Genomic DNA, 19024 nt, shown 5'->3' with positions numbered 1-19024 from the left:
CTCTTGATCAATTGGGTTAATAAGAATTACTTGTCTTTCCAGTGCACTTTGGCGTCTTTAATAAAGGACAGCGTCACCATGATGTTGACGAAGAACAACGGGCATCCTCCGGCGATAATCGCCGTCTGGATGGGCTTCAGCCCGCCCAGCGCCAGCAGAACGATGCCGATGACGCCGACCAGAACGGACCAACCGATACGCACCAACAACGGCGGTTCTTCACCATCACGGACTTCGCGACAGGTGGACATCGCCAGGGTGTAAGAGCAGGCGTTAATCAGCGTGACGGTGGCAATAAAGCAAAGGATGAAGAAGCCCCACATGGTGGCGGTGCTGAATGGCAAGGCGGCCCAGGTTTCGATAATGGCGCGCGCCACACCGTGTTGTTCAATCAGCTGCGGGATGTTGAGAATGTTTTTATCCATCAGCAGCAGCGTGTTGCTGCCAAGGACTGTCCACAGGATCCAGGTGGAAGCGGTCAGGCCCAGCACCATCCCAAAGCACAGTTCACGTACGGTACGGCCACGAGAAATACGCGCCAGGAAGATACTCATCTGGATGGCGTAAATGACCCACCACGCCCAGTAGAAAACAGTCCAGCCCTGCGGGAATCCGCCTTTGCCGATGGCATCGGTATAGAACAGCATGCGCGGCAGATACATCAGCAGCATGCCGACCGAGTCGGTGAAGTAGTTCATGATGAAGCTGGCGCCGCTGACGATAAACACCCAGCCCAGCATCAGGAAGCTCAGGTAGCTACGCACGTCGCTGGCGATTCTGACTCCTTTTTGCAGGCCACAGGCTACGCAAATGGCGTTCAGAATGATCCAGCAGGTAATGATGATGGCATCTAATTGCAGCGTATGCGGAATACCGAACAGCCATTGCATACACTCGGTTACCAGCGGCGTCGCCAGACCGAGGCTGGTACCCATCGCGAAGATCAGCGCCACCAGGTAGAAGTTATCAACGATGGTGCCGAACAGCCCTTTCGCATGCTTTTCGCCCACTAACGGTACCAGCGTGGAGCTGGGACGGATGACGTCCATCTTGCGCACAAAGAAGAAATAGGCGAAGGCCACGGAAAGGAAGCTGTAGGTTGCCCACGGCAACGGCCCCCAGTGGAACAGGCTGTACGCCAGACCGATCTCTTTCGCACCCGTGGAATTGGGCTCCAAAGCGAACGGCGGGGTAGAGATATAGTAGTAGATCTCGATGGAACCCCAGAACAGCACCGCGGCGGATGTACAGGAGGCGAACATCATAAAAATCCAGCTGGCGGTACTAAACTCGGGTTTTTCGTCGCCTAATTTCTTTTTGGCATACGGGCCAAAGACTAACCAGAACCAGCCGAAGAGCATGACGACCATATACCATTCGAATGCCCAACCCCAGACGTTGGTGACATAACTGAATACCGCATTAATAACGACGTTAGCGGCATCAAGATCTCTTACTGTTAGCCAACAAAGTATCCCAACAATTATTAATGGCGGAAAAAAAACCTTCGGTTCAATTCCCGACTTTCTCTTTTCATTTTTCATAATTGAATTCCAGTGTGAAAACGAAATTTATTTAGCGTGCCCGTATGTGATCGTTTGTTTATTTATTATTAATGATTTGTTGATGACTTTTTAACCTCTGGGGCGCCTCAGTGAGTAACTCATAATGGGTATTCATTCCCGGCTATTCTGTTATGTGCGTCACACTTTTTTATGCTGGTTATTTTGTCTGGAAATCTAGATAATTTCCTTATTAATCATAATCTTGATATTGGTTATTTAACTTTTTTAAGTGACTGGCGTTCAATATTGTTGAACCAGCAGACAATATTGAAAATTTTCATATTTGACGTGATTCTTTCAATATTGGTGAGGCATGTAACACTATTGAAAGTTACGAATTTCAATGTGTGACATTTTCAATATTGGTGATTAAGGTTTTATTTCCGAATTAAAGAGCGTGATATCTGTATTTAACACCGCCGATATAAATACGTTTCCTTCATGATTTCTGGAGATGCAATGAAGATAATTACTTGCTACAAATGCGTACCTGATGAGCAGGATATTGCGATTAATAATGCTGATGGAACACTCGATTTCAGCAAAGCAGATGGCAAAATCAGCCAATATGATCTGAATGCGATCGAAGCGGCTTGCCAGTTAAAACAGCAGGTGGGAGAGGCTCAGGTTGTGGCCATGAGCGTCGGAGGCAAAGCGCTGACCAATGCAAAAGGGCGCAAAGATGTGCTTTCCCGTGGCCCTGATGAACTGATTGTTGTCATTGACGAGCAATTTGAACAGGCGCTGCCGCAACAAACAGCCACTGCTCTGGCTGCCGCCGTGCAAAAATCCGGTTTTGATCTGCTTATTTGCGGCGACGGTTCTTCCGATCTTTATGCTCAGCAGGTTGGTCTGCTGGTGGGCGAAATGCTGGACGTGCCGGCGATAAACGGCGTGAGCAAAATCCTCTCTCTTACCGACAGCACTCTGACGGTAGAGCGTGAACTGGAAGATGAAGTTGAAACCCTGAGTATCCCGCTTCCGGCGGTTATCGCGGTCTCTACTGACATCAACACCCCTCAAATCCCTTCCATGAAAGCCATTCTTGGCGCGGCGAAAAAACCGGTTCAGGTTTGGTCGCCTGCGGATATCGGGCTGAACAGCGTACAGGCGTATTCCGCACAGCAGGTTGCTGCGCCGAAACAGCGCGAGCGTCAGCGCGTTGTCATTGAAGGTGACGGTGAAGAACAGATTGCCGTGTTTGTCGAGAATATTCGCAAAATCATTTAATTATCAGGGGATGTTATGAACAAATTTTCCAGTATCTGGGTATTCAGCGATACCCCTTCTCGTCTGCCGGAACTGATGAAAGGTGCGCAGGCTTTAGGCGAAAAAGTTAACACGTTTGTGCTCAGCGATGCGGACAGTGCAACGGCATGTCATTTAGGCGCGGATCATGTCTGGCTGCTCAGCGGCAAACCAGAAGACCGTATGGTTGAAGACTACGCCGATGCGATGGCCGAAATCATTCGTCAGCACAGCGAGGGCGGCGCGGTGCTGCTGCCGAATACACGTCGGGGCAAGCTGTTAGCGGCAAAGCTGGGCTTTCGCTTGTCGGCTGCAGTCTCAAATGACGCCAGCGCAGTCGCGGTGCAGGATGGAAAAGCGGCGGTCAAACATATGGTCTACGGCGGCCTGGCGATGGGAGCAGAAACAATCGCTTCACCGTTTGCCGTGATCACTCTCAGTAGCGGAACGTTTGACGTGCAGCAACCGGATACCGCTCGCAGCGGTGAGGTGCACACCGTCCAGTGGCAGGCTCCGGCCATTGTCGTGACCCGTACGGCAACTCAGGCGCGTCAGAGCAACAGCGTCGATCTCGACAAAGCCCGTCTGGTGGTCAGCGTGGGACGCGGTATTGGTAGCAAAGAAAATATCTCGCTGGCAGAAGCGCTGTGCCAGACGATTGGCGCTGAGTTGGCCTGTTCCCGTCCGGTGGCGGAAAACGAGAAGTGGATGGAGCATGAACGCTACGTCGGCATCTCCAACCTGATGCTTAAGCCTGAACTGTATCTGGCCGTGGGGATCTCAGGGCAGATCCAACATATGGTCGGCGCCAACGGCGCACAGACGATTTTCGCCATCAACAAAGACAAAAATGCGCCGATTTTCCAGTATGCAGATTATGGCATTGTTGGCGATGCGCTGAAGATCCTGCCTGCGCTGACGGCTGCCTTAGCGCGTTAAACCATTCGGGCAGGATGCGAAGGTATCCTGCCGCTGACAGGAGTACGTATGTCCGAAGATATCTTTGATGCCATCATCGTGGGTGCAGGTCTGGCTGGTTCGGTTGCGGCGCTGGTGCTGGCTCGGGAAGGTGCACAGGTGCTGGTTATCGAGCGCGGCAATTCTGCTGGCGCGAAGAATGTCACCGGTGGGCGCATGTATGCGCATAGCCTGGAGCGCATCATTCCCGGTTTTGCTGAGCAGGCCCCCATTGAACGCATAATCACCCACGAAAAGCTCGCCTTTATGACCGACAAAGGGGCGATGACCATCGACTATTGCAATGGTGAAGAGGCCGCATCGTCGCAGGTTTCTTATTCCGTCTTACGTAGCAAATTTGACGCCTGGCTGATGGAGCAGGCCGAGGAGGCGGGCGCCCAGCTTATCACCGGTATTCGTGTGGATAACGTTGTGCAGCGCGAGGGTAAAGTCGTGGGCGTGGAAGCCGACGGCGATATTCTGGAAGCCAAAGTGGTGATCCTCGCCGACGGGGTGAATTCTCTGCTGGCTGAAAAGCTGGGTATGGCAAAGCGCGTCGAGGTATCGCATGTTGCCGTCGGCGTAAAAGAGCTGATCGAACTGCCAAAATCGGTAATTGAAGATCGTTTCCAGTTACAGGGGAACGAAGGTGCAGCCTGCCTGTTTGCCGGTTCGCCAACTGATGGATTGATGGGCGGTGGCTTTCTCTATACGAATGAAACGACCCTTTCTCTGGGGCTGGTCTGCGGCCTTCATCACCTGAAAGACGCGAAAAAATCGGTCCCGCAAATGCTGGAAGATTTCAAACAGCATCCGGCGGTTGCCCCACTGATCGCCGGTGGCAAGCTGGTGGAATATGCCGCGCACGTGGTACCTGAAGCAGGTATGAATATGCAACCTGAACTGGTGGGGGACGGTGTGCTGATTGCCGGTGACGCTGCCGGAATGTGTATGAACCTCGGCTTTACCATTCGCGGTATGGATCTCGCCATTTCCGCAGGCGAAGCGGCGGCGAAAACGGTGCTTTCAGCGATGAAGCGCGACGACTTTAGCAAGCAGTCGCTGGGTGAATACCGTCAGCATCTGGACGATGGCCCGATGCGCGATATGCGTATGTACCAGAAGCTTCCTGCTTTTCTTGATAACCCGCGCATGTTTACCGCCTATCCCGAAATGGCGGTCAGTATCGCACGCGACCTGTTCACCGTAGATGGTTCCGCCCCAGTGCCAATGCGTAAAAAAATCCTGCGCCATGCGAAGAAAGTGGGCTTCATCAACCTGATGAAAGATGGCCTGAAAGGAGTGACCGTATTATGACATCTCCCGTCAATGTGGACGTCAAACTGGGCGTCAATAAGTTCAATGTCGATGAAGACAGCCCACATATCATTCTCAAAACCGATCCTGATAAACAGGCGCTGGAAGTGCTGATTAAGGCCTGTCCAGCGGGGCTGTATAAAAAACAGGACGACGGCAGCGTACGGTTTGATTACGCCGGGTGCCTGGAGTGCGGAACGTGCCGCATTCTCGGGCTCGATACAGCGCTGGAAAAGTGGGAATACCCGCGAGGGACATTTGGCGTGGAGTTTCGCTACGGTTAATAAGTACGAGGTTGTGCACCCGTGGGCCGGATAAGACGCGCTAGCGTCGCCATCCGGCAATCATGTGACGCCAGTGCCGGATGGGGGCGTAAACGCCTTATCCGGCCTATAGATGACGCTTTGCCCGTGTTGAAACAGGAAGTCGCTATGCAGCAGCCCAGGAACTTTGATGACATCAAATTTACCTCTATTCACCGCCGGATAATGCTGTGGGGAAGCGGTGGGCCATTTCTGGATGGTTATGTGCTGGTGATGATTGGCGTGGCGCTGGAACAGCTCACGCCAGCATTGAAACTGGACGCACAGTGGATTGGTCTGCTGGGCGCCGGCACGCTCGCCGGTCTGTTTGTGGGGACGTCGCTGTTTGGCTACATTTCCGATAAGGTCGGGCGGCGCAAAATGTTCATCATTGATATTATCGCCATTGGCGTGATATCGGCAGCAACCATGTTTGTTTCCTCGCCCGTTGAGCTGTTGGTGATGCGCGTGCTGATCGGCATTGTGATTGGTGCCGATTATCCGATTGCTACCTCGATGATTACCGAGTTCTCCAATACCCGCCAGCGCGCTTTCTCCATCGGTTTTATCGCCGCGATGTGGTATGTCGGCGCCACCTGTGCCGATCTGGTCGGTTACTGGCTTTATGATGTTGAGGGAGGATGGCGCTGGATGCTGGGCAGCGCGGTGATCCCCTGTATTTTGATCCTGATTGGGCGCTTCGATCTTCCTGAATCGCCGCGCTGGCTGCTGCGTAAAGGTCGGGTGAAAGAGTGTGAAGCGATGATGATCAAACTGTTCGGCGAACCGGTGGTGTTCGACGAAGAGGCGCCGCAGGAGACGCGTTTCCTTCAGTTGTTTAATCGCCGACACTTCCCGTTTGTCCTGTTTGTTGCCGCTATCTGGACCTGTCAGGTGATCCCGATGTTCGCCATTTATACCTTTGGTCCGCAGATTGTTGGACTGTTGGGGCTTGGTGCCGGGAAAAGCGCAGCGTTGGGCAATGTGGTGATAAGCCTGTGCTTTATGCTGGGATGCATTCCGCCCATGTTCTGGCTCAATAGCGCGGGTCGCCGACCGCTGTTGATTGGCAGTTTTATTATGATGACGCTGGCGCTGGCCGTGCTGGGGTTAATTCCTGATATGGGGGCGTGGCTGGTAGTGCTGGCGTTTGCCGTGTACGCGTTTTTCTCGGGGGGACCGGGAAACCTGCAGTGGCTATACCCAAACGAGCTGTTCCCTACCGACATTCGCGCGTCTGCCGTCGGGGTGATTATGTCCTTAAGCCGCATCGGTACTATTGTTTCAACCTGGGCGCTGCCGGTATTCATCACCAAATACGGTATCAGCAATGTCATGCTGATGGGCGCAGGAATTTCGCTGATTGGCCTGCTTGTGTCCATCGCTTTCGCCCCGGAAACGCGAGGTCTGACGCTGGCGCAAACCAGTCAAATGACGATTCGCAGTAAGCCCGTGACCAGGGCGGGCTATTAGGAGTGTTCTGTATTTTCCCTGCAACTCAGTCAGTTAGCCTACAGTTAACTGGGTATATCACTGAAAACAACTGAAAAGCAGGGAGAACACCATGCAAAAACATATCCTGATCACCTCAATTTTTACCGCAGCAGCACTGTTTACCGTGGTCGGTTGTTCCTCAAACCAGGCGGTTAAAACCACCGATGGCAAAACAATCGTCACTGACGGCAAACCGCAGGTTGATGATGATACTGGTCTGGTGTCGTACAAAAATGCCCAGACGGGTAAGACGGAACAGATTAACCGCGATCAGGTTAAGGATATGAGCGAACTGGACAACTAGTTCAGTTTTCTCCATTCAGCCACTCAATAATATTGACTGTTAGCCTGTGGATTAAGTGACTAAACTCACTGTTATTACAATAATGCAGTGACACAGGCTAATCATGATTCTCATCATTTATGCGCATCCTTATCCGCAGCATTCGCATGCGAATAAGCGGATGCTTGAACAGGCAAGGACGCTGGAGGGCGTGGAGATACGCTCGCTCTACCAGCTCTACCCCGACTTCAATATCGATATTGCCGCTGAACAGGATGCGCTGGCGCGCGCTGATTTGATCATATGGCAGCATCCGATGCAGTGGTACAGCACACCTCCATTACTCAAGCTGTGGATGGATAAAGTCCTTTCGCACGGCTGGGCGTATGGCCATGGCGGTACTGCGCTGCACGGTAAACAACTGCTGTGGGCGGTGACGACCGGCGGCGGTGAAAACCACTTCGATATTGGCTCCCATCCCGGATTTGATGTGCTTTCTCAGCCTTTACAGGCAACAGCGCTCTATTGCGGCCTCAAATGGCTGCCGCCGTTTGCGATGCACTGTACGTTTATCTGTGATGATGAAACGCTGCAAGCGCAGGCGCGTCACTACAAACAGCGTCTGATGGAATGGCAGGAGGCACACCATGGATAGCCATACGCTGATACAGGCGCTGATTTATCTCGGATCGGCGGCGCTGATTGTACCCATCGCCGTACGGCTGGGATTAGGGTCGGTACTGGGGTATCTCATCGCCGGATGCATTATCGGACCCTGGGGGCTGAGGCTGGTGACGGACGCCGAATCCATCCTGCATTTTGCGGAGATCGGTGTGGTACTGATGCTGTTTGTCATCGGTCTGGAGCTGGATCCGCAACGTTTGTGGAAATTGCGGGCATCGGTGTTCGGCGGCGGTGCGCTCCAGATGGTGGTTTGCGGCGGCTTAATTGGTTTGTTCTGTATGTTCCTTGGCCTGCGCTGGCAGGTAGCGGAACTGATCGGCATGACGCTGGCGCTTTCCTCAACGGCTATCGCTATGCAGGCAATGAATGAACGCAACTTGATGGTTTCGCAAATGGGCCGCAGCGCGTTTGCCGTGCTGCTGTTCCAGGATATCGCCGCTATTCCATTGGTGGCGATGATCCCGTTACTGGCGGCGAGCGGCGCATCGACTACGCTTGGGGCGTTTGCATTGTCAGCCCTGAAGGTAGCGGGCGCACTGGTATTGGTGGTGGTATTGGGGCGTTATGTCACACGTCCGGCCTTGCGTTTTGTTGCGCGTTCGGGCCTGCGGGAAGTATTCAGTGCCGTTGCGCTGTTCCTCGTGTTTGGCTTCGGTCTGCTCCTGGAAGAGGTTGGTCTGTCGATGGCGATGGGGGCCTTCCTGGCCGGGGTGCTGCTGGCGAGCTCTGAGTATCGCCACGCGCTGGAAAGCGACATTGAGCCATTTAAAGGATTGCTGCTGGGACTGTTTTTCATTGGCGTGGGGATGTCTATCGACTTTGGTACGCTGATTGATAATCCCTTGCGCATTATCATTTTGCTGGTCGGTTTCCTGGTTATCAAAACCGTCATGCTGTGGTTGATAGCGAAACCGTTGCAGGTGCCGAACAAGCAGCGTCGCTGGTTTGCCGTATTGTTAGGGCAGGGCAGTGAGTTTGCCTTTGTGGTGTTTGGCGCGGCGCAAATGGCAAATGTGCTCGATCCTGACTGGGCGAAATCGCTGACGCTGGCGGTGGCGTTGTCGATGGCGGCTACGCCGATTTTGCTGGTGATTTTGACGCGTCTGGAAAAATCGGCGACTTCGGAAGAGCGGGAAGCCGATGAAATCGATGAGGAGCAACTGCGGGTGATCATCGCTGGATTTGGGCGATTTGGCCAGATAACCGGTCGTCTGTTGTTGTCGAGTGGGGTCAAAATGGTGGTTCTTGATCATGACCCGGACCATATCGAAACGCTGCGTAAATTCGGGATGAAGGTTTTCTATGGCGATGCGACCCGGATGGATCTGCTGGAGTCTGCCGGGGCGGCGAAAGCTGAAGTCATTATTAATGCCATTGACGATCCGCAAACCAGCCTGCAGTTAACCGAAATGGTGAAAGAGCATTTCCCGCATCTGCAAATTATTGCTCGTGCGCGCGATGTGGATCATTACATCCGCCTGCGCCAGGCGGGTGTGGATATGCCGGAACGCGAAACCTTTGAAGGTGCACTGAAGACCGGACGTCTGGCGTTGGAGGGTCTCGGGCTTGGGCGCTATGAGGCACGTGAGCGGGCGGACGTATTCCGCCGATTCAATACCATGATGGTAGAGGAGATGGTGAAAGGGGAAAATGACGCGACTTCCCGCGCGGCCGTTTATAAACGCACCAGCGCAATGCTGAGTGAAATTATTGCGGAAGATCGTCAGCACTTATCGTTAATTCAACGCCATGGCTGGCAAGGCACGGATGAAGGTAAGCATACGGGCGACGTCGCCGATGAGCCGGAAGTGAAACCGTCAGCATAGGGTAAAAAATGTGATGTTCTGCAAACTTTACTGCTAATTGGCTGTTTTTGAACTACTGTAATGCTGGCGTACCACCTTAAATAGGTCGGTTCGCCAGCAGAACGGAAAATTTTCCTGTTCATCCTCTTTCCGCCAGTCGACGAAAGATTGCGCTTTCCGTATAGTGGCGACAATTTTTTTGTATCCGGGAAATATTCAATGATCAGTCTGATTGCGGCGTTAGCGGTAGATCGCGTCATCGGTATGGAGAACGCCATGCCGTGGAACCTCCCTGCCGATCTCGCCTGGTTTAAACGTAATACCTTAAACAAGCCGGTTGTCATGGGACGCCACACCTGGGAATCCATCGGGCGACCGTTACCTGGGCGTAAAAATATCGTCATCAGCAGCAAGCCTGGCACTGACGATCGTGTGCAGTGGGTGAAGTCTGTTGATGAAGCCATTGCGGCCTGCGGTGATGAACCAGAGATTATGGTGATTGGCGGTGGGCGCGTGTATGAGCAGTTCCTGCCAAAAGCGCAGAAGCTGTATCTGACGCACATTGATGCTGAAGTCGAAGGGGATACGCATTTCCCGGACTACGAACCGGATGACTGGGAGTCGGTGTTCAGTGAATTCCACGATGCCGACGCGCAAAACTCTCACAGCTACTGCTTCGAGATTCTGGAGCGTCGTTAATCCTGTAAGTGCCGGATGGCGGCGAAACGTCTTATCCGGCCTACTCTTGTGCCAGATGTAGGCCTGATAAGCGTAGCGCCATCAGGCATAAATCTCTCAGGCGTTGACCGCTTCGCCAGGATCCAGATTCAGATGGCGATTTGATGGCTGCACAAAGTACTGTTTGTCTTCCCAGCGCAGACAGGTGAGATCGCCTCCCCAGCAACACCCCGTATCCAGCGCGTAAATACCTTCTGGTGTGCCTTTGCCTTCCAGCGATGCCCAGTGCCCGAATGCAATGCTGTACGCTTCACTGACAGGTCCAGGAATGGCAAACCATGGCTTCAGCGGGGCAGGCGCGTCTTCTGGTGACTCTTTGCTGTACATATCCAGTTGACCGTTCGGGAAGCAGTAACGCATGCGGGTAAAGGCGTTGGTAATAAAACGCAGGCGTGCCAGCCCGGTCAGTTCCGGGGTCCAGTTATTGGGCATGTCGCCGTACATCGCATCAAGGAAGAAGGGATATGAGTCGCTAGACAACACGGCTTCAACATCGCGAGCACAGTCTTTTGCCGTCTGCAGGTCCCACTGTGGGGTGATACCGGCATGTGCCATCACCAGCTTCTTCTCTTCGTCTACCTGCAACAGCGGTTGACGGCGGAGCCAGTTAAGTAATTCGTCGGCATCCGGTGCTTCGAGCAGCGATGTGACCCTGTCTTTAGGTTTATTACGACTGATACCAGCAAATACGGCCAGCAGGTGTAAATCGTGATTACCCAATACTAACCGCACGCTGTCGCCCAGTGATTTCACGTAGCGCAAAACGTCCAGCGAGCCCGGCCCACGAGCGACCAGATCGCCGGTGAGCCATAGGGTATCTTTTTTGGAATTAAATTCTACCTGATGCAGCAAGGCTACCAGTTCATCGTAACAACCGTGAACGTCGCCAATAAGGTATGTCGCCATAGTTATTGTTTTAATGAATGAGTGTTGGAACGGCGAGTCGGAATACGGGAATGTCGATGGTAAAGGCGATGCCTTGTTCATCGATCATTTCGTAGTGACCCTGCATGGTGCCCAGCGGCGTTTCAATCACCGCACCGCTGGTGTACTGGTACTCTTCGCCGGGTTCGATATGGGGCTGGACGCCAACCACGCCTTCACCCTGGACTTCTGTTTCGCGGCCATGACCATTAGTGATTAACCAATAACGCCCCAACAGCTGCACAGGCGCTCGCCCCAAATTGCGGATAGTTACGGTGTAAGCAAAAACGTAACGTTCATCATCAGGTGAGGATTGCGCCTCAATGTAGACGCTTTGTACCTGAATGCACACTCGGGGCGAATTGATCATGTTTAACTCTCCTTCGATGGCGCGTTTTCTGACAGATAGTTAGCCATCCGGCAGTATTGCGCGACAGAGATATTTTCCGCTCGCATCGCCGGATCAACGCCCAGCTCTGTCAGTACTTCAACGCTAAATAGGTTGCCGAGACTGTTACGTACCGTTTTACGGCGCTGATTAAACGCTTCGGTGGTAATACGGCTCAGCACACGAACATCTTTAACCGGGTACGGCATCGTCGCATGAGGGACCAGACGCACAACAGCTGAATCAACTTTAGGCGCTGGCGTAAATGCGGAAGGCGGTACTTCAAGTACCGGGATCACATTGCAGTAATACTGCGCCATGACGCTTAATCGACCATACGCTTTACTGTTTGGCCCTGCAACCAGACGATTGACCACCTCTTTTTGCAACATGAAATGCATGTCGGCAATGGCATCAGTATAGGAAAAAAGATGGAACATGAGTGGCGTGGAGATGTTGTACGGCAGGTTGCCGAATACACGCAGCGGCTGTCCCATCGTTTGTGCCAGTTCGCCGAAGTTCATGGTCATGGCATCTTGCTGATAAATCGTCAGCTTAGGCCCTAAAAACGGGTGTGTCTGTAAGCGTGCTGCCAGATCGCGGTCCAGTTCAATGACCGTGAGCTTGTCCAGACGTTCGCCTACTGGTTCGGTCAATGCCGCCAGGCCTGGGCCGATTTCGACCATAGCCTGACCTTTCTGCGGGTTGATAGCAGAGACAATACTTTCGATCACAAACTGATCGTTGAGGAAGTTCTGCCCGAAACGTTTACGGGCTAAATGGCCCTGATGGACTCGATTATTCATTGGTATTAACAATCATTTTGATGGCGAGATTAAGCGCCGTAATAAAACTGCCGACATCTGCTTGTCCATGGCCCGCGAGTTCAAGTGCGGTGCCGTGATCGACGGATGTGCGAATAAAGGGCAGGCCCAGCGTGATATTCACACCGCGACCAAATCCCTGGTATTTTAGCACGGGGAGACCCTGATCGTGGTACATTGCCAGCACGGCATCCGCGTGGTCGAGATATTTGGGCTGAAAAAGCGTATCTGCGGGCAGCGGGCCGTTTAATTTCATCCCCTGCGCACGCAGTTCATCGAGTACCGGAATGAGGGTGTCTATCTCTTCCGTTCCCATATGACCGCCTTCACCAGCATGCGGGTTAAGACCGCACACCAGAATATGTGGATCGGCAATGCCGAACTTAGTGCGTAAATCATGATGCAAAATGCCGATCACTTCCTGGAGCAGGGCGGGCGTGATGGCGTCGGCAACGGCTCTGAGCGGCAAATGCGTGGTTGCCAGGGCAACGCGCAGCTCTTCGGTCGCCAGCATCATAACAACTTTCTTTGCCTGTGAGCGCTCTTCAAAAAACTCGGTATGCCCGGTAAACGGAACGCCTGCGTCATTGATTACGCCCTTGTGAACCGGACCGGTGATCAACGCCGCAAACTCACCTTGCAGACAACCATCGCAGGCGCGAGCCAGCGTATCCACTACATATTGCCCGTTTTCTACCGCCAACTGACCCGCGACAGCAGGTGCCCGCAGCGCAACCGGTAACAGCGTCAATGTGCCTGCTGATTGCGGTCTGGCTGGGGTATCTGGAGAGTAGGGGAGGAGTGAAAGCGGTAAACCGAGCATCGCTGCCCGGTCACTGAGAAGTCCTGCATCCGCACAGACAACGAGTTCTACAGGCCAATCGCGCTGGGCGAGCTGAACCACCAGGTCCGGGCCAATCCCGGCGGGTTCGCCGGGAGTGATAACAACGCGTTGAGTACGAGCCATTAGTTGCTCAGAACTTTAACGTAAGCGCTGGCGCGCTGTTCCTGCATCCAGGTTGCTGCTTCTTCCGAGAATTTACGGTTCATCAGCATACGGTAAGCTCTGTCTTTCTGCGCCGCGTCAGTTTTATCAACGTTACGCGTGTCCAGCAGTTCGATCAGATGCCAACCGAAAGAGGAGTGCACCGGGGCGCTCATCTGGCCTTTATGAAGTTTGGTCAGCGCATCGCGGAAAGCTGGGTCGAAAATATCCGCTGCAGCCCAACCCAGATCGCCGCCCTGGTTGGCAGAGCCTGGATCCTGAGAAAACTCTTTAGCGGCTGCTGCGAAGGTAGTTTTACCGCTCTTAATATCTGCCGCGATTTGTTCCAGCTTCAGACGCGCCTGCTGATCGGTCATGATCGGCGACGGCTTAAGCAGAATATGGCGGGCGTGAACTTCAGTCACGGAGATGCTCTGGCTTTGGCCACGCATATCATTGACTTTCAGGATGTGGAAGCCGACACCTGAACGAATTGGGCCGATGATATCGCCTTTTTTCGCAGTGCTTAACGCCTGGGCGAAGATACCCGGCAGCTCCTGAATACGTCCCCAACCCATCTGGCCGCCTTTCAGCGCCTGCTGGTCAGCGGAATAAGTAATAGCCAGTTTGCCGAAATCACTACCGTTACGCGCTTCATCAACAACAGAGCGCGCCTGGCTTTCAGCCGCGTTAACCTGCTCGGAAGTTGGGTTTTCCGGTAATGGGATCAGAATGTGGCTCAGGTTCAGTTCGGTGCTGGCATCGTTTTGGTTGCCTACCTGTTGCGCCAGGGCATCCACTTCCTGAGGCAGGATAGTAACGCGACGGCGAACTTCGTTGTTACGCACTTCAGAGATGGTCATCTCTTTGCGGATCTGGCTACGATAGGTCGAATAGCTTAAACCATCCTGTGCCAGACGACTGCGCATCTGATCCAGCGTCATGTTGTTCTGCTTGGCGATGTTGGCAATAGCCTGGTCCAACTGCTCGTCAGAGATTTTAACACCCATCTTCTGACCCATTTGCAGGAGGATTTGATCCATGATCAAACGTTCCAGGATCTGATGACGCAGCGTGGCGTCGTCCGGTAACTGCTGACCAGCCTGACCCGCATTAAGTTTTACTGACTGCATTAAGCCATCGACGTCGCTTTCGAGAACGACGCCGTTATTGACGACGGCTGCGACTTTATCGACTACCTGTGGGGCAGCGAAACTGGTATTCGCGATCATGGCGATACCGAGAAGCAGCGTTTTCCAGTTCTTCATACTTTTTCCATTTCAATTAACCGCGATGCGGATTACGTTGTAAATCAATCAGATCATAAAGAGCTTTGATACGGCAAAATGTTTGAACGCAACATTTGGTTGGTGCCGAGACCGTAGTTGGAGCTCAGGCCGCGCAGTTCGATATTAAAGCCGATCGTGTTGTCATAAATCGCGTGTTTCTGGGTGTTATCCCAGCCGTTCAGCTTACGTTCGTAACCGAAGCGAATAGCGTAACAGCAGGAGTTGTACTGCAGCCCCAGCATTGAATCTGCTTCTTTGTTCACGTTGGTATCGAAGTAGTAAGCGCCAACAATCGACCAACGGTCGGCGATTGGGAAGCTTGCCACTGCGCCCACCTGTGAGATCCCGTTTTTATACTGCTCTGCCGTAGAGTAGTAAGACGGCAGAGTAGCCTGGATATACTCCGAGCTGGCATAACGGTAGTTCAACTGCAGCATACGGTTTTCGTCGCGACGGTATTCGATACTGCTGCTACTGGTTGCAACGCTGTCCAGACGGGTATCGTACTGGATCCCACTGCGTAAACCCCAGCGATCGGAGATGCGCCAGTAGGTATCGCCCGCCCATACCAGTGAGCCCGTTTTGTCGTCATTCTCCCATTTAATGTTGTCATCGCCGGTGCGAGACTCGGTGAAATAGTAGATTTGACCCACGGATATATTAAAACGTTCAACGGCTGCGTCATCATAAACGCGAGATGTGACCCCAGTCGTGACCTGGTTGGCGGAGGCAATGCGGTCCAGACCGCCATAGGTACGGTCACGGAACAGGCCGCTATAGTCAGATTGCAGCAGGGACGAGTCATAGTTATAGATATGACTTTGGTCGCGATACGGTACGTACAGGTACTGCGCGCGCGGCTCAAGCGTCTGGGTATAACCCGGCGCCAGCATTTGCATGTCACGCTCGAACACCATCTTGCCGTCAACTTTAAACTGCGGCATGACGCGGTTAGCTGAATCATCGAGCTTGGTGTTCTGCGGGTTGCTGTTGTACCAATCCAGATTAGTCTGCTGATAGTGCGTTGCCAGCAGTTTTGCTTCAGTATTGATACTTCCCCAGTTGTTCGACAATGGCAGATTGATGGTCGGTTCAAGGTGAACGCGCGTCGCTTCCGGCATGTTGTCGTTGGTGTTAACGAAGTGCACCGCCTGACCATAAATACGGGTATCAAACGGACCAACGTCATTCTGGTAGTAGTTGACATCTAACTGCGGCTGCGCAGAGTAGCTGTTACTGTTTTGCGCGTCGAAGACCTGGAACTGCTTGGTCGAAACTGTGGCATCAAAGTTCTGTACCGCGTAGCCGACGCTGAATTTTTGCGTGGCGTAGCCGTCGGTACTGGAACCGTATTTGTTATCGAAATCATTAAAGTAGCTGGTGTCGCTGACCTTGGTATAGTCAACGTTGAAACGCCACACCTGGTCCATCACCCCAGAGTGTTGCCAGTAAAACAGCCAGCGACGTGAATTGTCATCCTTCGGATGTTCGTCCTCATACACTTTATCGGAGTTCAGATAGTCGAACTCCATCAGGCCCGCACCTGCTTGCGTCAGGTAGCGGAATTCGTTCTCCCACATGATCCCGCCACGACGGTGCATATAATGTGGCGTGATGGTGGCGTCCATGTTGGGCGCAATGTTCCAGTAATATGGCAGGTAGAACTCAAAATAGTTATTAGTGGAATATTTTGCGTTCGGGATCAGGAAACCGGAACGGCGCTTATCGCCGACGGGTAACTGTAAATAAGGACTATAAAAGACCGGAACCGGACCCAGTTTAAAACGGGCGTTCCAGATCTCTGCGACCTGTTCTTCACGGTCGTGGATCACTTCGCTACCGACAACGCTCCAGGTATCGGAACCTGGCAGACAGGAGGTAAAGCTACCGTTTTCCAGAATGGTATAACGGTTTTCGCCACGCTGTTTCATCAGATCGGCTTTCCCGCGTCCCTGACGGCCCACCATCTGGTAATCACCTTCCCAGATGTTGGTATCTTTGGTATTCAGATTCGACCAGCCCTTCGGCCCCTTCAGAATAACCTGATTGTCATCATAATGGACATTGCCCAGCGCATCGACGGTACGTATTGGCTCCGGCTGGCCTTCAGCCTGCTTCTGATGAAGCTGTACTTCGTCGGCCTGCAGGCGGCTGTTACCCTGTGCGATGTCCACGTTGCCGGTAAATACCGCGTCATCGGGATAATTCCCTTTAGCGTTGTCGGCATTGATGGTGACGGGTAATTCATTAGTCTCGCCCTGTACCAGAGGACGGTCATAGCTCGGCACGCCCAGCATACACTGTGAGGCGAGATCGGCTGCCAGGCCCTGATGGCTATAGAGGGCACTGGCAATCATGGTGGCCAGAAGAGTGGGAATACGTTTTTTCATACGTTGTATTTATTGTTCCATCATCAGTAGCGTCGCGCGTGACAAACGGTCACAGCCTAACTTATCTCATCTTCACTGCGCTAGTGTTAATCCTGCCCATTTAGGCATCCGTGGTGTTAGGCACGGCATTGAATGACAGGTATGATAATGCAAATTATAGGCGATGTCCCACAATTGACCGCAGCCGTAAATCGGTAAAAGCACCTTATATTGTGGGACATAGCCTGGCTGAGAGCATAAAGATTTGGGGAGTCTATGCAGTATTGGGGAAAGATAATTGGTGTAGCCGTGGCCTTAATGATGGGTGGCGGCTTCTGGGGTGTCGTTCTGGGGCTGTTAGTTGGCCACATGTTCGACAAAGCCCGCATGCGCAAAATGGCGTGGTTTGCCAACCAACGTGAACGCCAGGCGCTGTTTTTTGCCACCACTTTTGAGGTGATGGGACATCTGACCAAATCCAAAGGTCGCGTCACGGAAGCCGATATTCATATCGCCAGCCAGTTGATGGATCGGATGAATTTGCACGGTGATTCGCGAACGGCTGCACAACACGCCTTCCGGGTAGGAAAATCGGATAATTATCCATTACGTGAAAAGATGCGTCAGTTTCGCAGCGTCTGTTTCGGTCGATTCGATCTGATCCGCATGTTTCTGGAAATTCAAATCCAGGCGGCATTTGCCGATGGGTCGTTACATCCTAACGAACGTGAAGTGCTGTATGTGATTGCTGAAGAGTTGGGGATCTCACGTACCCAATTTGATCAGTTCCTGCGCATGATGCAGGGCGGCGCACAGTTTGGCGGCGGATATCAGCAGCAGTCTGGCGGCGGTAGCTGGCAGCAGGCGCAACGCGGCCCGACGCTGGAAGACGCCTGTAATGTGCTGGGTGTTAAAACGACCGATGATGCGACTACCATAAAGCGCGCTTACCGTAAGCTGATGAGCGAGCACCATCCGGACAAACTGGTCGCGAAAGGTCTGCCGCCAGAGATGATGGAAATGGCGAAGCAAAAAGCGCAGGAAATCCAGAAGGCTTACGAGTTAATCAAAGAACAAAAAGGCTTTAAATAATAATTATGCCGGATGCGGCTAGCGCTTTATCCGGCCTACGGTAATGAATGTAGGCCGGGCAAGCGAAGCGCCCCCGGCATAAATTGGCTCAGAATTTAAAAATCCGCCGGGACTTTAAACGTCATACTGTTGCCGTATTCGGGATGCGTGATGGTTAGCATCTCGGCGTGCAGCAGCAGGCGGGGTGCCAACGCCAGCGCTTCAGGCGGAGCATAGAAGCGATCGCCGAGGATTGGATGCCCTAACGCCAGCATATGCACACGCAGCTGGTGGGAGCGTCCGGTAATCGGTTTAAGCACGACCCGGGCGGTGTTATCCGCCGCGAATTCCACCACCTCATACTCTGTCTGCGCTGATTTCCCGGTCTCATAACACACTTTTTGTTTTGGCCTGTTCGGCCAGTCGCAAATCAGCGGTAAATCAACCAGACCCTCGGCCGGAGCGGGATGCCCCCAGACGCGTGCCACATACTGTTTTTTCGGTTCGCGCTCGCGAAACTGGCGTTTTAGCTCGCGCTCTGCCGCTTTGGTTAGCGCGACTACAATCACGCCGCTGGTGGCCATATCCAGACGATGGACGGATTCAGCCTGCGGATAATCGCGCTGGATACGCGTCATCACGCTGTCTTTGTGCTCATCCAGACGACCCGGCACAGACAATAAACCGCTCGGCTTGTTGACCACCATAATGTGCTCATCCTGATACAGGATGACCAACCAGGGTTCCTGCGGCGGATTGTAGTTTTCCATCCCCATGTATG

Annotated in this window: 18 protein-coding genes; 10 read left to right on the top strand and 8 right to left on the bottom strand. The window is 53.0% G+C overall.

Annotation, left to right across the window (positions count from 1 at the left end):
• Positions 1-26 precede the first annotated feature (26 nt).
• Entirely contained in the window at positions 27-1544 is a 1518-nt protein-coding gene (gene caiT / locus GUC46_RS20105) for an L-carnitine/gamma-butyrobetaine antiporter (protein WP_003018896.1), read from the bottom strand.
• A gap of 480 nt (positions 1545-2024) precedes the next feature.
• On the opposite strand from caiT, the gene GUC46_RS20100 reads away from it, so the two are divergent.
• The 9 genes from GUC46_RS20100 to folA all read left to right on the top strand — a co-directional run bounded on the left by GUC46_RS20100 (position 2025) and on the right by folA (position 10354).
• Positions 2025-2795 carry an electron transfer flavoprotein FixA gene (locus tag GUC46_RS20100; protein WP_130715184.1) on the top strand — a complete coding sequence of 257 codons (771 nt, stop codon included), beginning with the start codon at positions 2025-2027 and terminating at the stop codon, positions 2793-2795.
• A gap of 15 nt (positions 2796-2810) precedes the next feature.
• Positions 2811-3752 carry an electron transfer flavoprotein subunit alpha/FixB family protein gene (locus tag GUC46_RS20095; RefSeq protein WP_044712960.1) on the top strand — a complete coding sequence of 314 codons (942 nt, stop codon included), beginning with the start codon at positions 2811-2813 and terminating at the stop codon, positions 3750-3752.
• A gap of 48 nt (positions 3753-3800) precedes the next feature.
• Positions 3801-5087 carry an FAD-dependent oxidoreductase gene (locus GUC46_RS20090; RefSeq protein ID WP_160180650.1) on the top strand — a complete coding sequence of 429 codons (1287 nt, stop codon included), beginning with the start codon at positions 3801-3803 and terminating at the stop codon, positions 5085-5087.
• Positions 5084-5371 (top strand): ferredoxin-like protein FixX, encoded by a 288-nt coding sequence (gene fixX, locus GUC46_RS20085; protein ID WP_000203736.1) that lies wholly within the window; start codon positions 5084-5086, stop codon positions 5369-5371. Before GUC46_RS20090 ends, fixX begins: the two co-directional genes overlap by 4 nt.
• 147 nt (positions 5372-5518) lie before the next feature.
• Positions 5519-6862 carry an MFS transporter gene (locus tag GUC46_RS20080; RefSeq protein ID WP_003845694.1) on the top strand — a complete coding sequence of 448 codons (1344 nt, stop codon included), beginning with the start codon at positions 5519-5521 and terminating at the stop codon, positions 6860-6862.
• A 91-nt stretch (positions 6863-6953) separates the two neighbouring features.
• Complete coding sequence (locus GUC46_RS20075) at positions 6954-7187, top strand: YgdI/YgdR family lipoprotein (RefSeq protein WP_003837373.1); 234 nt, start codon at positions 6954-6956, stop codon at positions 7185-7187.
• 103 nt (positions 7188-7290) lie between these two features.
• The gene (gene kefF / locus GUC46_RS20070) at positions 7291-7821 is read left to right on the top strand and encodes a glutathione-regulated potassium-efflux system oxidoreductase KefF (RefSeq protein ID WP_003018878.1); all 531 of its coding nucleotides are present in this window, start codon (positions 7291-7293) and stop codon (positions 7819-7821) included.
• Positions 7814-9676, top strand: a complete 1863-nt coding sequence (gene kefC, locus GUC46_RS20065) for a glutathione-regulated potassium-efflux system protein KefC (protein ID WP_160180648.1) — start codon at positions 7814-7816, stop codon at positions 9674-9676. The genes kefF and kefC overlap by 8 nt, the downstream gene beginning before the upstream one ends.
• A gap of 198 nt (positions 9677-9874) precedes the next feature.
• Positions 9875-10354: a type 3 dihydrofolate reductase gene (gene folA / locus GUC46_RS20060; protein WP_003018873.1), complete on the top strand. Its 480-nt coding sequence runs from the start codon at positions 9875-9877 to the stop codon at positions 10352-10354.
• Between the two features lie 96 nt (positions 10355-10450).
• On the opposite strand, the gene apaH is transcribed toward folA, so the two are convergent.
• Genes apaH through lptD form a run of 6 tightly spaced genes read right to left on the bottom strand, consistent with a single transcriptional unit; the run spans position 10451 to position 17193 of the window.
• Positions 10451-11299, bottom strand: a complete 849-nt coding sequence (gene apaH, locus GUC46_RS20055) for a bis(5'-nucleosyl)-tetraphosphatase (symmetrical) ApaH (RefSeq protein WP_003845697.1) — start codon at positions 11297-11299, stop codon at positions 10451-10453.
• A 10-nt stretch (positions 11300-11309) separates the two neighbouring features.
• Complete coding sequence (gene apaG / locus GUC46_RS20050) at positions 11310-11687, bottom strand: Co2+/Mg2+ efflux protein ApaG (protein ID WP_003018867.1); 378 nt, start codon at positions 11685-11687, stop codon at positions 11310-11312.
• Between the two features lie 2 nt (positions 11688-11689).
• Positions 11690-12511: a 16S rRNA (adenine(1518)-N(6)/adenine(1519)-N(6))-dimethyltransferase RsmA gene (gene rsmA / locus GUC46_RS20045; RefSeq protein ID WP_003018865.1), complete on the bottom strand. Its 822-nt coding sequence runs from the start codon at positions 12509-12511 to the stop codon at positions 11690-11692.
• Complete coding sequence (pdxA, locus tag GUC46_RS20040) at positions 12504-13496, bottom strand: 4-hydroxythreonine-4-phosphate dehydrogenase PdxA (RefSeq protein ID WP_003837378.1); 993 nt, start codon at positions 13494-13496, stop codon at positions 12504-12506. Before pdxA ends, rsmA begins: the two co-directional genes overlap by 8 nt.
• The gene (surA, locus tag GUC46_RS20035; protein WP_032948500.1) at positions 13496-14782 is read right to left on the bottom strand and encodes a peptidylprolyl isomerase SurA; all 1287 of its coding nucleotides are present in this window, start codon (positions 14780-14782) and stop codon (positions 13496-13498) included. The genes pdxA and surA overlap by 1 nt, the downstream gene beginning before the upstream one ends.
• A gap of 53 nt (positions 14783-14835) precedes the next feature.
• Positions 14836-17193 (bottom strand): LPS assembly protein LptD, encoded by a 2358-nt coding sequence (gene lptD, locus GUC46_RS20030; RefSeq protein WP_016149536.1) that lies wholly within the window; start codon positions 17191-17193, stop codon positions 14836-14838.
• A gap of 255 nt (positions 17194-17448) precedes the next feature.
• Between lptD and djlA the strand changes: the two genes are divergently transcribed.
• Positions 17449-18264, top strand: coding sequence for a co-chaperone DjlA (gene djlA / locus GUC46_RS20025; RefSeq protein ID WP_003837382.1), 816 nt, complete (start codon positions 17449-17451; stop codon positions 18262-18264).
• 95 nt (positions 18265-18359) lie between these two features.
• Here the strand turns inward: djlA and rluA are convergent, their stop codons facing one another.
• Positions 18360-19019 carry a bifunctional tRNA pseudouridine(32) synthase/23S rRNA pseudouridine(746) synthase RluA gene (rluA, locus tag GUC46_RS20020; RefSeq protein ID WP_003018849.1) on the bottom strand — a complete coding sequence of 220 codons (660 nt, stop codon included), beginning with the start codon at positions 19017-19019 and terminating at the stop codon, positions 18360-18362.
• Positions 19020-19024: the final 5 nt, after the last annotated feature.

It is taken from the genome of Citrobacter sp. LUTT5, assembly GCF_009905315.1.
GTDB classification, from domain to species: domain Bacteria; phylum Pseudomonadota; class Gammaproteobacteria; order Enterobacterales; family Enterobacteriaceae; genus Citrobacter; species Citrobacter freundii.
Note: the sequence above shows the minus strand (reverse complement) of the source record. Positions and strands in the feature narration are given on the sequence as shown.

Coding starts and splice junctions, on each gene's coding strand:
- apaG (WP_003018867.1), bottom strand. CDS start 11,687: ATGATCAATTCGCCCCGAGTGTGCATTCAGGTACAAAGCGTCTACATT.
- pdxA (WP_003837378.1), bottom strand. CDS start 13,496: ATGGCTCGTACTCAACGCGTTGTTATCACTCCCGGCGAACCCGCCGGG.
- caiT (WP_003018896.1), bottom strand. CDS start 1,544: ATGAAAAATGAAAAGAGAAAGTCGGGAATTGAACCGAAGGTTTTTTTT.
- apaH (WP_003845697.1), bottom strand. CDS start 11,299: ATGGCGACATACCTTATTGGCGACGTTCACGGTTGTTACGATGAACTG.
- folA (WP_003018873.1), top strand. CDS start 9,875: ATGATCAGTCTGATTGCGGCGTTAGCGGTAGATCGCGTCATCGGTATG.
- rluA (WP_003018849.1), bottom strand. CDS start 19,019: ATGGGGATGGAAAACTACAATCCGCCGCAGGAACCCTGGTTGGTCATC.
- lptD (WP_016149536.1), bottom strand. CDS start 17,193: ATGAAAAAACGTATTCCCACTCTTCTGGCCACCATGATTGCCAGTGCC.
- GUC46_RS20095 (WP_044712960.1), top strand. CDS start 2,811: ATGAACAAATTTTCCAGTATCTGGGTATTCAGCGATACCCCTTCTCGT.
- GUC46_RS20075 (WP_003837373.1), top strand. CDS start 6,954: ATGCAAAAACATATCCTGATCACCTCAATTTTTACCGCAGCAGCACTG.
- rsmA (WP_003018865.1), bottom strand. CDS start 12,511: ATGAATAATCGAGTCCATCAGGGCCATTTAGCCCGTAAACGTTTCGGG.
- surA (WP_032948500.1), bottom strand. CDS start 14,782: ATGAAGAACTGGAAAACGCTGCTTCTCGGTATCGCCATGATCGCGAAT.
- djlA (WP_003837382.1), top strand. CDS start 17,449: ATGCAGTATTGGGGAAAGATAATTGGTGTAGCCGTGGCCTTAATGATG.
- GUC46_RS20100 (WP_130715184.1), top strand. CDS start 2,025: ATGAAGATAATTACTTGCTACAAATGCGTACCTGATGAGCAGGATATT.
- GUC46_RS20080 (WP_003845694.1), top strand. CDS start 5,519: ATGCAGCAGCCCAGGAACTTTGATGACATCAAATTTACCTCTATTCAC.
- GUC46_RS20090 (WP_160180650.1), top strand. CDS start 3,801: ATGTCCGAAGATATCTTTGATGCCATCATCGTGGGTGCAGGTCTGGCT.
- kefC (WP_160180648.1), top strand. CDS start 7,814: ATGGATAGCCATACGCTGATACAGGCGCTGATTTATCTCGGATCGGCG.
- kefF (WP_003018878.1), top strand. CDS start 7,291: ATGATTCTCATCATTTATGCGCATCCTTATCCGCAGCATTCGCATGCG.
- fixX (WP_000203736.1), top strand. CDS start 5,084: ATGACATCTCCCGTCAATGTGGACGTCAAACTGGGCGTCAATAAGTTC.